The sequence below is a fragment of the Chloroflexota bacterium genome (genome assembly GCA_014360805.1).
GTDB lineage: Bacteria > Chloroflexota > Anaerolineae > DTLA01 > DTLA01 > DTLA01.
Map to the genome: position 1 here is coordinate 1 of JACIWU010000011.1, position 13,696 is coordinate 13,696.

The window sequence follows — 13,696 nt, forward strand, 5'->3', positions numbered from 1 at the left end:
ATGAGTTCTACTTGCTGTCTGGGGCGAGCGCGCCGCGCGCCTCGGCGTACGATGGCTTCCCGCAGGTGGAGAACGGCGTGGGGTTGGTGAGGCTCTTCCTGGACGACTGGGCGCGGGTGCGGCGCAAACTGGCCGTGGGCGAGGCACCCATGCAGCAGCGTATGACGTGGGTAACGGGTGTGTTGTTCGCACCGGTGCTCCAAGATGTGGCCGCGTGGCTGGGGCGCGAGCGGGGCATCCGCGTGGATGTGGTGGCGGTGGTCAATCGGTTCTTCGGTGAGACCGTTACGGTCGCCGGGCTGTTGACGGCGGAGGATGTGGCGGCGGCGCTCAGCGGGCGGGAGTTGGGCGAGTGGGTTGTGCTGCCCAGGGCCATGCTGGATCACGAAGGACGGATGACGTTGGACGACCGCTCGCCCGAGTGGCTGGAGCAGACTCTCGGGGTGCGGGTGCTGTTTGCCGACAGGGTGAGCGACTTGGTGGTAGCGTCAGGTGCGCGGCGCGGGCTTTCGGAAGACTCGGGCGACGAAGCCTGGGCCTAGCCCTGGGATGCTAGAGCAGTCTTCGTGGTGGATTTGCTGTAAGCCAAGCCGTTCAAATATCTTCCGGTAATTGCGGGGGAAATGTCTCCACGAGATGTGCTCCTCGTCCTCTATGGTAATCAGGTATTGCTTGACCACCCGCGCGATTTCGTGAAATAGCCATTCGCTATCCTGGTGTATATGTTCCAGTACAGCCATCGTGAAGACGAGGTCAAAGGAGGCCGTATCTAGGGTTGGAAGCACGCTTTCGGCCGGGGCATTATAGATTTGGATCTGTTGCGCCATCTCCGGAAAAGTTGCTTTCAACAGGTGAACGGCTTGCTTGCTGATTTCAATGCCTGTAAGGTCCGCGAACCCGGCTGAGAACAGGTAGTTAAGGTTCCTGCCCACATTGCAGCCGATCTCCAGCAGCGATGCGTCGGTGCGCACGACTTGACGCACGAGGCGCAGCAGCAGTTCGCTCTTTTCTGCTCCGCTGAGGTACTCCTCAGGTGCGTTGCGCCCATCCCATGGCGATTCCCAATACTGTAGGATCTTGTCGTGGCTAAGGGGGCGGTGCCGGAGGGCACGGTATATACGCGAGCGCCGAACAACTCTGTAGCACCAGACCAGTGCACGTTTCAGGGGAGCGGGAATGATTCTCTTTATTGAAGCAAGCCATAGTCTCACAGTTCTTCTTCCTGGCCATGGATTACCGAAGCTTGCCTAGTATACGCTGAGGGTGCTGGATGTCAAAACTCTGTGGGAAGGCCCCCTGGCTGCGGGGAGGTACAACACAGCCAGGCGGCCGCACGACCGCCTGGCTGTTGCAGTGTGCGGCTAGTTGTCCGGGGCTACGGAGTGATCTGGATGGAGCCGGCGTACTTCCAGGCGTCAATCCAGTTGTAGCGGTCCTGGGCGTAGAGGTAGATGTTCTTCGTGGTGCCGGCCATGGGCGCCTTGAATTCTATGCTCCACGTCATGCTCAGCATGTCTCCGCTCTTAGTTACCGAGCATCCCGCCCCATGGATGATCACCCACGAGTTTTCCAGATTCTGCGCGCTTCCGGGCGTGATGGGACCAATCCAGCTGCCCGAGTCCGCTTTCATCCTAATCTGGTTTGTGGCGACCTGATAGTATGCGTACAGGGATTGAGTTGTACCGCCGGGTGTGGAAGCGATATTAAGGAAGACATACTTTAGGTCAGACCACTGTTCGGGGTCTGTGTAGGTCGTGGTGTACGAGTAGGTGGTGCCCACCGGCTGGACATTGCTGGAAGGCGTTACCCCACCGTCGCCAGGCCACATATTCACCCTGCGCCATCCTTTTTCCACCCAGCCGGTTTCATTATTGCTGTCATCCGTCGCTGCCACGAAGATGCGGTAGTGCTGCGACGCTCCGGTTGCCTTGAAGAGAATCTCCGGATAGACGTCCAGGTAGTTGCCCGAATACGTCTTTATGGTCGTTTTGGACACATCTAGCGTCCCGTTGTTGCTGGAAATCTTGACATTGGTACCAGGTATATATCCGCCCAGCCAGACGGTGTCGTCGGAGTCGCGCAGGTAGACGCGGTTGGTGTTCTGGTCGTAGCGCACGTAGATAGCGTTTCGCGTGGAGCCATCCAGGCTGAACAGCACGTAGACCTGGGCGAGGTGGGCGTAGCCCGACGGGTCGCTGACCTGGGCGCGGAAGTTCCACCCCCAGCCCGGCGCAACGTTGGACTGTGCTGGCGCGAATATACCAACAACCGGCATCCCGCTGGGGGAGGGCGCTCGCTGCGCCAAGGACTGTGCAGAAGGCACGGCTTCAATTGCAGGCGTCGGTTTGTCCGGCGGGGTGATCTTGCCGGTGCTCGTAGTCGTCCGATCCGGGTTCAGGAAGCCGGGCGATGGCAGCCCAGGGTACACGTCAGGGGAGCGGAAAACGGGCTTGAAGTCAGGGCCTGCGTCCAGCGGGATGGGAGCGTCGCCTTCGGGTGGCGTGCCCTCGCGCACGACGGACGCTGCACTGCCCGAGCCAACTACCCACTGACCGATGAGGACCCAGCCATCCTGGAAGTTCTGGTTGTCGTAGATGTAGCCCCAGACATCTTTTGAGCCTTCTGTGCCGGCCTTGAACGTGATGTTCCAGTTGACGGTCAGGACCTTCGCGCTCTGAGAGGCAGAGGAAGCGCCGACATCAAGGATCGCATACGCGGTTTCAATCGTTCCGGGCGTGCCTATGACAAGTCCACCAATCCAAGAACTGCCGTTGTAGACGAACATCTTCCCATCCGACAGCCTGTAGTAGGCTCGGAACTGCTCCGTGTAGGGCGAAGGCTGCATGGTAACGCGGATAAAGGCGGTCTTCAGAGTACTGGCGCCGTCTTCGTCCGAGTAGGTAACGGTGAAGGTCTGCGGCGTTCCCACAGCCACGGTGCCCGACGCGGGCGAGAGGCCGCCCACATTAGGGAACATGTTCACGCGCCAGGTTCCCAGGTTCACCCAGCCCGTGGACTGGGATTTGGAGTCCACCGCCTTCAGGTACACTTTCCAGTTGACCGAAGTGGCGGGTTGTTTGGGCATAATGGTCCAGGTTACGCGGACCTGCGAGGTTGTGGTAACCACCGTTGTTTGGGATACGTCCAGGGTAACATTGCTATTGGTCAGTTGCACGTTCGCGCCGGGCTCAAACCCGCCAACCCAGTCTGTGTTGGCGTCGTTGCGGATGTACAGTTTCCGCGCGACGACGTCATATCGGAACTGCTGGGTGTTGTCGGTGGCGGTGGTGTTCCACATGAGGTAGACATCGCGCAGGTCGCCCGAACCATTGCCGTCTTCATAGATGGCCTGGAAAGAACGCCAATAGTCAGGCATGGAATTGTAGCCGGAGGGGCTTACGGAGACTGCCGTCGGCGCGTAGTTCACCGTGAGGTTGAGTTCTACGTCGGTGCCCTCGTGCCATGTGCCGGTCTGGTCGGTGAGGTTGCCACCTACTTTGAACACTACGGTGTCGCCCTCATTCCCGCCTTCCACTACACCAGGTGTTGTCGGGTCGTCTCCGGGGACGGTGATGGTGTAGACCGAGGTCTGCTGCCCGTTCACGGTGGTCAGAAACGTGGTCGTCTCGGCGTATTTTACTCCATTGATCCATGCGGAGACGGACGTGCCGTTGGGGACGTTGGCACCGTTCGCCGTGACCGTGCCATAGAACGCGGACGGGAGGCGCGGCGGCTCGTCCGCGACAGCAGGCACGACGAGGGAGAATAGCAGGAAGAGCGCCAGAACGGCTCCAAGTTTGCGTTTCTTCTGGTCTGCCATAGGGGACTCCTCACTCCGTGATATCACGCAGGCGATCAAGACCTGCGCTCTGCCAGACTCACTCCCAGTATACGTGTGGGAGTGTGGCAGTTCAATAGGAAAATAGTACCCTGCTATGGTCGCAGAACGCGGGATAGGTCGGCAGAGATACGGCCGCTCGTCTCCGGTCAGGGCTGTGCTTGCCAAACCTCCGCCAGAATGGGCACGGCCAGTTCGTAGTGGCCGAAGGGCGGCATGAGGCAGATGCCGTTGAAACCAGCCTCTCTCGCCGCTTGTCGCAGCACACGAGCGATGGCAATGCCTTCTCGCACCGCATCCTGGCTCTGGGCCATCCGCCTGCGCAGCGCGTCGGGGATTTGGATTCCGGGCACATGCTGGTTCAGGTACTCCGCGTGGGCTGCTGAGTACAGGGGCAGGATGCCCATGATGACCGGCACGCCGTAGCCGCTTGTCTGTTCCTGAATGTGCGGTATGGTTTCCTCGTCGTAGATGGGCTGGGTGATGACAAAGGCGGCCCCCGCTTGCACCTTGCGCGCAAGTTTGGCCAACTCGGCCTTGCGCACATTTGGGGACGGATCAAAGACGACCCCCACAACTTGCCCCAGGTCGGCGCAAAGCCGAATGAGGTCAAGTACGGTGAGGTCGTGGACGGCTTTGGCGGGCTTTCTGTCGGAGAAGGTTATCGGGTCGCCGGACACGGCCAGTTGGTGGCGAATGCCCGCGGCTCGGGCGCCGAGAATCTCTGCTTCCAAGGCCACCCGGTTGCGATCGCGGACGGTCAGGTGCACGATGGTGTCCCATGGAGTCTGCGCGCGCATGATGGAGCCCAAGAGGGTTGCGCTCATGCGCGGCCGCGCCATGGGCGAGTCGGCCACGTTGACGAAGTGGATGCACCCTGCCGGCAGGGCGCGCAAGCAGTTGAGGATGCGGGTGGGGTCGGGGCCCCTGGGCGGGAGTACCTCCAGGCAGTGCACGAAGGTGCTCGCCGCCAGTTCGGGCAGTGTGGGGTTCTCCATACCGCCAGTGCACCTAGAGCAGGGTCTTGAGGTCAAAGTCGTCCAGCAACATCTGGCTCGCTGCCGCCTCTACGGGCGCTTTGCGGTTGACAAGCCGCGTCATAAGGGTAACGCTCTTGCGGTCTCCTAGAAGAATCGTACCGACCAGTGCCCCGTCCTTGAAGACGAGTTTCTTGTACAGTCCTTTGGCCGGGTCGCTTCGCCTGTAGGAAGTGTAGCCCGGCTCCTCGGGGTTCACGATGCCGATGGACGTGAGGTCTATGCCCATGACTTTCAGCGTGTTGATAGGGGTTGTGCCTGCATAGGTTTCGCTTTGCGGGCGAATCATGTTGGCGGCGGCGACACGTGCCTGTTCTATGGCGGCTGGGATAATCCCGTAGATGCGCTCGCGGAACTCGGCCACATCGCCTGCGACGTAGATGTTCGGGTCGCTGGTCTGCATGTGTTCGGTTGCCAAGACGCCGCGGTTCACCGTCAGACCCGCCTCCTTTGCCAACTGGAGTTTGGGCCGAATGCCGGCAGAGAACAGAACCATGTCGCAGGGAATGGTTTTCCCTTCTTTGAGTTGCACGCCTACAGCGGTTTCGGTGCCGACGATCGCTTCAACGGTTGTGCCCGTGATGACCGAGATACCCATTTGCTCAATGAGTTGCGTCAGGATCGCCGCACCCTCTGCGTCTAGTTGACGTGGCAGGAGGCGCGGGAAGACCTCAATGACCGTAACGTTCAGCCCCAGGGCACTCAGCCCGCGAGCGCTTTCCAGGCCGAGCAGCCCGCCGCCGATGACGACAGCGGCCCTCTTGTCCTGCGCGTAGTCATGGATCGTCTGCGCGTCGTCCAGGGTGCGTAGGGTGAAGCAGCCCTTGAGCGCGGCGTTGGCTATGGGCGGGACGAACGAGTACCCACCACATGCCAGCATCAAGGCATCGTAGGGAACTTTCTCGCCCGACGCCAGCACGATTGTGCGTTCCTTCGGGAGTATCTGCGAAACCGGCGTATCCAGATGCACCTGAATGCGGCGCTTGGAATACCACGATTCGGTGTACGGGTACAGTTCTTCTCGCCGGTAGCGGCCGGCCAGAAAGTCTGGCAGCCATGGACGGCGATAGTAGGGGTACTTCTCGTCGGTGTAGATGGTAATCTGGGCGGTGGGATCGCCTTCTGCCAACGTTGCTGCCGCGGTTACTCCGGCGATTCCGTTGCCGATGATGACATACTGTTGCGCCATTTTGCATCCTCCGTGATGGGGGTAAGGCGAAGCCTTTGCCGCAGTGTAGCATGGAGAGCGTCGGGTGTCAAGACTTTGTCGGCGCTGTCTCGCGGTGGTATACTCTCTGTGGGAGGTTCCGAACGTGAGCGGAGAAGAGTTCATTACAGTGATCGGGGCCGGGCTGGCGGGTTCCGAGGCGGCGTGGCAAATTGCGCGGCGGGGTGTGAAGGTGCGCCTGTACGAGATGCGCCCCCTCGTCATGACGCCCGCGCATCGCACGGATAAGTTTGCCGAGTTGGTGTGCAGCAATTCGCTGGGGTCAGATTTGCCGGATCGGGCGTTGGGCCTGCTGAAACGCGAACTGGAAATGTTGGGGTCGCTGATCATACGGTGTGCACGGGAGACGGCCGTGCCTGCGGGAGGGGCGCTGGCTGTGGGCCGCGAGGAGTTCTCCCGGAGGGTAACCGAAAGCCTGGCATCTCATCCTTTCGTTGAAGTCGTGCGGCAGGAGGTGCGGGAGATTCCGCCCGGGGTAACCGTGCTCGCGACAGGGCCGCTGACCAGCGAGGCGCTCGCGAGCCGAATCGTGGAAGCCGTGGGCACGGAGCACCTGAGTTTCTTTGACGCGATGGCTCCCATCGTCGCGGCGGATTCCTTAGATATGACGGTTGCATTCGCGGCCTCTCGCTATGGACGTGGCGATGATGATTACATCAATTGCCCCATGACAAAAGAGGAATACGACCGGTTCGTGGAGGCGCTGGTCTCGGCCGAGACGATCCCATTGCGGGATTTTGAGGCTGCCGACAGGCGTTTCTTTGAGGCGTGCTTGCCGGTAGAGGAGATCGCCCGACGCGGGCACGATGCGCTGGCGTTTGGCCCGCTTAGGCCCGTGGGGCTGAAGGACCCGCGGACGGGCCGCCGCCCGTATGCGGTGGTCCAGTTGCGCCAGGATGACCTCGCTGGCACGCTGTACAATATGGTGGGGTTTCAGACGAACCTGCGATGGCCTGAGCAGGACCGCGTGTTTCGCATGATTCCCGGGCTTGAGAGAGCACGCTTTGTCCGGTATGGTCAGATGCATCGGAACACGTTCCTCAACTCGCCTGCGGTGCTCTTGCCGACTTTGCAGAGCAGGGTGAGGGTGGACCTGTTTTTCGCGGGGCAAATCACCGGAACCGAGGGGTACGTTGGATCAACGGCGTCTGGGCTTGTGGCGGGAATCAACGCGGTGCGGTATGTGCGTGGAGAGCCGCTGCTGGTCTTTCCGCGGGACACCATGGTGGGGGCGCTTTTATGGTACGTGTCCACGCCTTCGTCGCAGGCGTTCCAGCCGATGAAGGCGAATTTTGGTTTGCTGCCTCCGCTGGAGACTCCTGTGGGGAAGCGTGTGCGGTATCGGGAGTATGCGGCAAGGGCGCTGGACTCGTTGCGGGCGTATCTGGCGGCGAATGGCGAGGAGGTATGCCCACTGCCAAGTGAGACTGAGGGGCACACGCGGTGTGGCTTCGCGTAGTCAAAGCGGCGAGGAAGTTGCGCGGTAGAGGAATTTGCATGAAAAGGGTGTTATGCTATGCGAAGTACCTCTGGTTTGTTTTGGCGGCCGTGCTGCTCCTGCTGGCTTGCCAGGGTGGGGAGGCGGCGGAGTTTGACGGACAGAGGGCCTACAACCATGTCATTGCGCAGGTGGCGTTTGGCCCACGGCCTGTAGGTAGCGAAGCCCTCGTCCGCACTGCTGACTACATAGAGTCCTCGCTGCGTGCTGTAGGGTGGATGCCGACGCGGGTAACGGGAGAGTTCCGCGGAGTTGAGATTCGTAACATCGTGGCGGAGCGGAGCGGCGACGAGGGGAAGCGCGCGGGCACAATTCTCATCGGCGCGCACTACGACACGCGCCCCGCGGCAGATCGCGACCCCGTTCTATCGCGGCGCGGCGAACCCATCCTGGGTGCGAACGATGGCGCAAGCGGGGTGTCGGTGCTATTGGAACTGGCCCGTGTGTACGATCCGGCACGGAGCGGCTATAACGTCGTGCTTGCATTCTTCGACGGCGAGGACAAGGGGGGCATAGACGACTGGCCGTTCTCGGTGGGGGCGGAGATTGTCGCGCAGCGACTGGGAGCCGGGCTTTCCAAGATGATCCTGGTGGACATGGTTGGCGACAATGACCTTCGGATTTACTACGAAGGCAATTCGGACTTGGAACTCGCGGCCGAAATCTGGGCTGTGGCGCGGAAACTTGGATGGGGCAGCCATTTTGTCCCCGAGGTGCGGTACACCCTGATAGATGATCATATTCCCTTTGCGCAGCGTGGTGTGCCGTCCGTGGACATCATTGATTTTGACTATCCATACTGGCATACCACAGCCGACACGGCAGACAAAGTCGCCCCGCAAAGCCTGGAAGTAGTGGGGATGGTTTTGCTAGGATACCTCTACGGCCGCTAGGCAGGCACTCGCTAGAAGTCGTCGTCGCGACCCTTTAGGGTGCGGCGCATCGCAAGGTCGGCGTCCCGCTTGGCGATGGCCTCGCGCTTGTCGTACAACTTCTTGCCCTTGGCCAGGGCGATCTCTACCTTGGCGCGCCTTGCCTTGATGTACATGCGCAGCGGCACAAGCGTGTACCCGCGTTCCTGTACCTTGCCCTGGAGCCGGAGAATTTCCCGCTTGTGCATCAGAAGTTTGCGGGGGCGTTTGGGGTCATGGTTGGCACGGTTGCCGTGCTCGTAGGGGCTGATGTGCGCGTTCTGCAGCCACAGTTCGCCACCCTTGATCTGGGCGAAACTATCTCGCAGGTTGACGCGGCCCGCACGCACGGATTTGATTTCCGTACCTGTGAGTGCGATGCCGGCCTCAAAGGTTTCTTCAATGAAGAAGTCGTGATAGGCCTTCCGGTTGGTGGCGACTGTCTTGATTTCGTCCATACGCCTGGCTTTCCGCCACGGATTGTCGGGTGGTAACTTTACATAACAAGAAGCCAAGGGCGGCGCTCTCGTGAACCCAGGCTATTCTAACACATAGGCGGGGGATTACAAAACACAGACCTGCAGAGATTCGGTCCGAGGGTTATTGTTGACGTTATTCGCAAAGAGTTGCGAACAAGGTGTGCAATCAGGCCTGAGTAAGAGGCTGTGCGTATATGGCGGCAATCCTCCGGAAACTTCCTGAACCTGCGTTGGAAACGTGGGCGTACGAGCGCGTAAGATAACGATGGCTGGCGCTACCACGGCATGTGTACGAGTTGTGGGGCCGGTTTGCAACCCTATATTATGTCAAGTTACTCACCTGGGGAGACGACTTATAGACATAATATATCTAGTCGGAAGATGAATATGCGCCCCTACCGATGCTCCTTGTGCTGTTCCCTCACCTCTGTGGCTGCGACGCAAGCCTGTGGGCGCGCAAGTCTATCGTGCGCTACAGCACGTCGGCGAGCAACTCGCCGAACAGCCCTACGACCAGGCCCGCGTGCAGGCATACGTTGGTACGCGCCCCCCACCCTTCTGGATTTGCTACTACCAGTAGGAAGTTGAGCACGATCAACCCAATCGCCAGGAGCACAGGGACACCCTTGTGATTCGCGAGCCAGTCAAAAAACTTCAGCATAATCTTCATCGTGTATTTCTCCGCACTGCTATTATCACAGATAGGGTCGCAGCGCCGACAGCAGCCATCGGGGTATTCGCCCGACGATGTGCGTGCCAGTCGTTTCGTGATCCTCGTGTTCCACAACCCCACGTTCGTGGAAGAGCGCGACGATCTCACCCTCCGTGTACGGGATATTGGCCTCTACGGTGATCCACTCCTCGGCCAGCATCCGCGCCACTGCCTGGAGCAGATCGTCAATGCCCTGCCCTGTCCTCGCGGAGACGGGGATGGCGTTGGGGTATTCGCGGCGCAAACGACCTGCCACACTGGCATTATCCAGGCGGTCTATCTTGTTCAGGGCCGTGAGAATCGGGATCCGGTGCGCTCCTATCTCCCGTAGGGTGGTTTCTACCTCCCGCAGGTGTTCCTGAACGTTCTTGTGCGAGATGTCCACCACGTGCAGGAGCAGGTCTGCCTCTGCAATCTCCTCCAGTGTTGCGCGGAAGGCAGCGATGAGCGTCGTGGGGAGTTTCCGGATGAAGCCCACGGTATCGGTGAACAGAACCGCCTGTCCGCCTGGCAGCGTGATACGTCTGGTCGTAGGATCCAGGGTTGCAAACAACTTGTCTTCTGCGAGCAAATCCGTGCCCGCGAGGGTGTTGAGCAACGTGGATTTGCCCGCGTTTGTGTATCCCACGATAGCCACTACAGGCAGATTGGCCTGTTCTCGCCGTCGGCGATACTGCTCACGATGTTTCCTGACCGACTCCAGTTCGTCTTTCAGTTGTGCGATGCGCCGCAGGATTTCTCGGCGGTCTACTTCCAATTGCGTCTCGCCTGGCCCGCGGAGGCCGACTCCCCCTATGCCACCTCGCCCCGCCGAGCCGCCCACCTGGCGTGCGAGGTGCGTCCAAGCGCGTGTCAACCTGGGAAGCCGATACTCGTACTGCGCCAGGGCCACCTGTAGGCGCCCCTCGTGTGTGCGGGCGCGCGCCGCGAAAATGTCCAGGATGAGCGACGTGCGGTCCAGGATTTTCACGTCCAAGGCTTCTTCCAACTCGCGCAGTTGCCGGGGTGATAGTTCATCGTCAAAGATGACTACGTTGTAGCCCAGGCTCTCGCGCAGGGAGCGTATCTCAGCCACCTTGCCTGGGCCAATAAACGTGGCCGGATTGATCGCATCCAGATACTGGTACGTGCGCCCGACAACTTCTATCCCGGCGGTGTTCGCCAGAAGTTCCAGTTCATCCAGGCAATCGCTGATGTCCCAGTCGTTTCGCTGGGCCTTGAGTTGTGCGCCAACCAGGAAGCCCTGTTCTGTTGGCTCCTCAACTTCGCGCAACCGAACGTTCGCGATAGGTTTACCTCCCTCAACGTCTATTTGGGATGGACCCATCATACCATATCCAAGCACACCGTTGCAAGTTAGCCCCGGCTCACCAACACAAAAAGGGTCAGGCTGCCTGACCCTTTGCGTGGGGTTACTGCATTGTGTGTCGCGCGGAGCCGCTACTGGGCGCCGTGTTGCTCCAGGAACGCCACCGCGTCGCCCACCGTCTGGATTTTGCGGGCATCCTCGTCGGAGATTCGCCCGCCAAACTCGTCCTCAAAGGCCATGATCAGTTCCACGAGGTCCAACGAATCAGCGCCAAGGTCTTCTCGGAAACGGGCCTCCGGTACGACCTTCTCCTCCGGGACTCCCAGTTGCTCCACGATGATCTTCTTGACTCGCTCAAAAATAGTCATTTCCCCGCCTCCTTCATTGTAGAGAATGGCACGCCTGGAACGGTTGCGGCGCATTTTACCACAGTTATCACCGCGTTGACAAGCAAGGATTTCGCGACTAATATACCCGTCAGCAGAAACACTTGGTACGGGAGTAAGTTGCGCTGAGCAGGGATATTCACGAGCAGAGAAAAACTGAGCATTTGCGCATAGCGCTTGAGGAGACCGGGGTCTCAAGTTATGTCAAGACGGGCCTTGAGCGGTACCGCTTCTTGCACCTGGCCTTGCCTGAAATTGACCTGGAGAGCATCTCCACGGCTTGCGAGTTTCTCGGCCACAAACTTGCCTGCCCCCTGCTCATCTCCAGCATGACTGGAGGCACCCCCGCTGCCGGCGAACTCAACGAACGCCTGGCGCGAGTAGCCCAGGAGTTTGGCATTGCGCTCGCGCTGGGGTCCGTCCGTGCTGCCGTGGAGAACGAGAGCCTCGTCCCCACCTTCCGGGTTCGCCGCTGGGCTCCGGACGTATTTTTGTTGTGCAATCTTGGCGCGGTGCAGTTGAACTACGGATACGGGCGGGATGAATGCATGCGCGCCGTGGAGATAACCGAGGCTGACGCGTTAGTGCTTCACCTCAACCCGCTTCAGGAAGCGTTCCAGCCCAGTGGGAACACGCGATTCGCTGGCCTTCTCCGAAAGATAGAGCGTCTTGTGCGAGATTTGCCCGTACCAGTGGTTGTCAAGGAGGTTGGATGGGGTATCTCCGGTGATGTGGCGCGCCGTTTGGTGGATTGTGGGGTATCGGCCGTTGATGTTGCTGGCGCAGGCGGCACGTCGTGGAGCGAAATAGAAAGCCTGCGCATGGGACCGGATGATCCATTGCGCAAAGCGGCCGAGGATTTCCGCGAGTGGGGCATCCCCACAGCCGAAGCGATTCGCCAGGCGAGAGAAGAGTGTCCGGATATCCCCCTCATCGCCAGCGGTGGACTTCGCACAGGGATTGACCTGGCGAAAGCCATCGCGCTCGGCGCCGACATTGGGGGAATCGCGCTTCCCTTCCTGCGGGCCGCAGCCGTTTCGGAGGCTGCCCTGCGCGACGAGGTAACAAGGGTGCTGCGCGGTCTCCGCTTGGCTATGTTCTGCATCGGTGCAGAAAGCATCTCGGCTCTTCGCGCGACAGATCGGCTTCAAAGCGTTCCACCCGAGGAACATGGAGTTGGGCGATAACACGACCTACACGCGATTGCTAGACATGGTGGAATCCGCGCTCCGTAGGGCGCTCGCGGTGCCCCACCCACTCTTGCAGCCCTTCTACGGGATGATGCAATATCACCTCGGCTGGCTGGATCAGAATCTGGCCGAAGTGCCTTCGTACAAGGGTGGCAAGCGGCTGCGTCCGCTTCTTACACTGCTTTCGTGCGAGGCCGCCGGGGGCGATGTGCGCCAGGCCCTGCCAGCCGCCGTCGCCGTGGAACTGGTACACAACTTCTCCCTGGTTCATGACGACATAGAAGACCGCAGCGAGTTCAGGCGGCATCGCGAATCGGTGTGGCGCGTGTGGGGCGAAGCGCACGCCATCAATGTAGGCGATGGCCTCTTCGCCCTTGCGCGGCTAGAACTCGGACGACTGCTGGACGTGGGCGTGCCGGCCATGAGGGTTGCAAGCATATTCCATGTGCTGGATGCCGCCTGCATCGCCCTCACGGAAGGCCAATTCCTGGATATGCGGTTTGAGACGGCTGAGTCTGTCTCCCTGGATGACTACTTCTGGATGATTCGTGGCAAGACCGCCTCACTTATCGCGTGTGCCTGCGAGATGGGTGCGATGGTTGCCACGGATGACACTGGTATCATCAAGGCCCTCCACGATTTTGGCTACAACCTCGGCATGGCTTTTCAGATAGATGACGATATTCTGGGCATTTGGGGGCGCCCGGAGGTAACAGGCAAACCCGCGGGCGATGATCTTCTGAATCGGAAGAAGAGCCTACCCGTAGTGTATGTACTGGAAAGCGGTCTGCAGCTGGGCGCTCCGCCCCACATGCGGCATGCCGCCGAGATTATTCAACAGGCATACCAGCGAGGTGTCACATCCGATGAGGATTTGCACCACGCGATTGCTGCTCTAGAAGAAGTCGGCGCGAAGGAGTATTGCGCGCAACTCAGCGCCGAATATACACAACAAGCCCTGGCTGCGCTCTCTGCCCCGGGGCTTACGCCTCAATCCCGAGAGGCGTTGCGGACACTAGCCGAGTCTCTTCTCGGCCGCCAGACGTAACACCTTTCTCTGCTTTTGTCTCCCACCAGAGTGCAAACCGCTGGCTATCGCATGTCACTA

13 protein-coding genes are annotated in these 13,696 nt (G+C 60.1%); 5 read left to right on the forward strand and 8 right to left on the reverse strand.

What is annotated here, in order from left to right; all coding sequences use genetic code 11:
• A partial coding sequence (locus tag H5T65_03115) for a DUF512 domain-containing protein (GenBank protein ID MBC7258215.1) occupies positions 1 to 542 on the forward strand: 542 nt, incomplete at its 5' end.
• Here the strand turns inward: H5T65_03115 and H5T65_03120 are convergent.
• The 4 genes from H5T65_03120 to H5T65_03135 form a co-directional block, all read right to left on the reverse strand.
• On the reverse strand, positions 489 to 1,211 hold the full coding sequence (locus tag H5T65_03120) for a class I SAM-dependent methyltransferase (GenBank protein MBC7258216.1): 723 nt from the start codon (positions 1,209 to 1,211) through the stop codon (positions 489 to 491). The two genes, H5T65_03115 and H5T65_03120, sit on opposite strands and share 54 nt — an antisense overlap.
• A gap of 164 nt (positions 1,212 to 1,375) precedes the next feature.
• On the reverse strand, positions 1,376 to 3,820 hold the full coding sequence (locus tag H5T65_03125; GenBank protein MBC7258217.1) for a hypothetical protein: 2,445 nt from the start codon (positions 3,818 to 3,820) through the stop codon (positions 1,376 to 1,378).
• 167 nt (positions 3,821 to 3,987) lie between these two features.
• On the reverse strand, positions 3,988 to 4,836 hold the full coding sequence (locus tag H5T65_03130; GenBank protein MBC7258218.1) for a methylenetetrahydrofolate reductase: 849 nt from the start codon (positions 4,834 to 4,836) through the stop codon (positions 3,988 to 3,990).
• 13 nt (positions 4,837 to 4,849) lie between these two features.
• Complete coding sequence (locus H5T65_03135; protein MBC7258219.1) at positions 4,850 to 6,064, reverse strand: NAD(P)/FAD-dependent oxidoreductase; 1,215 nt, start codon at positions 6,062 to 6,064, stop codon at positions 4,850 to 4,852.
• Positions 6,065 to 6,188: 124 nt separating this feature from the next.
• On the opposite strand from H5T65_03135, the gene trmFO reads away from it, so the two are divergent.
• Both trmFO and H5T65_03145 read left to right on the forward strand, forming a co-directional pair.
• Positions 6,189 to 7,562, forward strand: a complete 1,374-nt coding sequence (gene trmFO, locus H5T65_03140) for a methylenetetrahydrofolate--tRNA-(uracil(54)-C(5))-methyltransferase (FADH(2)-oxidizing) TrmFO (GenBank protein ID MBC7258220.1) — start codon at positions 6,189 to 6,191, stop codon at positions 7,560 to 7,562.
• Between the two features lie 38 nt (positions 7,563 to 7,600).
• Positions 7,601 to 8,494: a M28 family peptidase gene (locus H5T65_03145; GenBank protein ID MBC7258221.1), complete on the forward strand. Its 894-nt coding sequence runs from the start codon at positions 7,601 to 7,603 to the stop codon at positions 8,492 to 8,494.
• An 11-nt stretch (positions 8,495 to 8,505) separates the two neighbouring features.
• Here H5T65_03145 and smpB read toward each other — a convergent pair whose 3' ends face one another.
• The 4 genes from smpB to H5T65_03165 all read right to left on the reverse strand — a co-directional run bounded on the left by smpB (position 8,506) and on the right by H5T65_03165 (position 11,380).
• Positions 8,506 to 8,970 (reverse strand): SsrA-binding protein SmpB, encoded by a 465-nt coding sequence (smpB, locus tag H5T65_03150; GenBank protein MBC7258222.1) that lies wholly within the window; start codon positions 8,968 to 8,970, stop codon positions 8,506 to 8,508.
• Between the two features lie 493 nt (positions 8,971 to 9,463).
• Positions 9,464 to 9,661 (reverse strand): hypothetical protein, encoded by a 198-nt coding sequence (locus tag H5T65_03155; GenBank protein ID MBC7258223.1) that lies wholly within the window; start codon positions 9,659 to 9,661, stop codon positions 9,464 to 9,466.
• A gap of 25 nt (positions 9,662 to 9,686) precedes the next feature.
• Positions 9,687 to 11,030, reverse strand: coding sequence for a GTPase HflX (gene hflX, locus H5T65_03160; protein MBC7258224.1), 1,344 nt, complete (start codon positions 11,028 to 11,030; stop codon positions 9,687 to 9,689).
• Positions 11,031 to 11,143: 113 nt separating this feature from the next.
• A complete protein-coding gene (locus H5T65_03165) occupies positions 11,144 to 11,380 on the reverse strand; it encodes an acyl carrier protein (GenBank protein ID MBC7258225.1) in 237 nt (78 codons plus the stop codon).
• A 143-nt stretch (positions 11,381 to 11,523) separates the two neighbouring features.
• Between H5T65_03165 and H5T65_03170 the strand changes: the two genes are divergently transcribed.
• Together H5T65_03170 and H5T65_03175 are read left to right on the forward strand one after the other, a co-directional pair.
• Positions 11,524 to 12,585 (forward strand): type 2 isopentenyl-diphosphate Delta-isomerase, encoded by a 1,062-nt coding sequence (locus H5T65_03170; GenBank protein ID MBC7258226.1) that lies wholly within the window; start codon positions 11,524 to 11,526, stop codon positions 12,583 to 12,585.
• 91 nt (positions 12,586 to 12,676) lie between these two features.
• Entirely contained in the window at positions 12,677 to 13,636 is a 960-nt protein-coding gene (locus H5T65_03175; protein MBC7258227.1) for a polyprenyl synthetase family protein, read from the forward strand.
• Positions 13,637 to 13,696 lie beyond the last annotated feature (60 nt).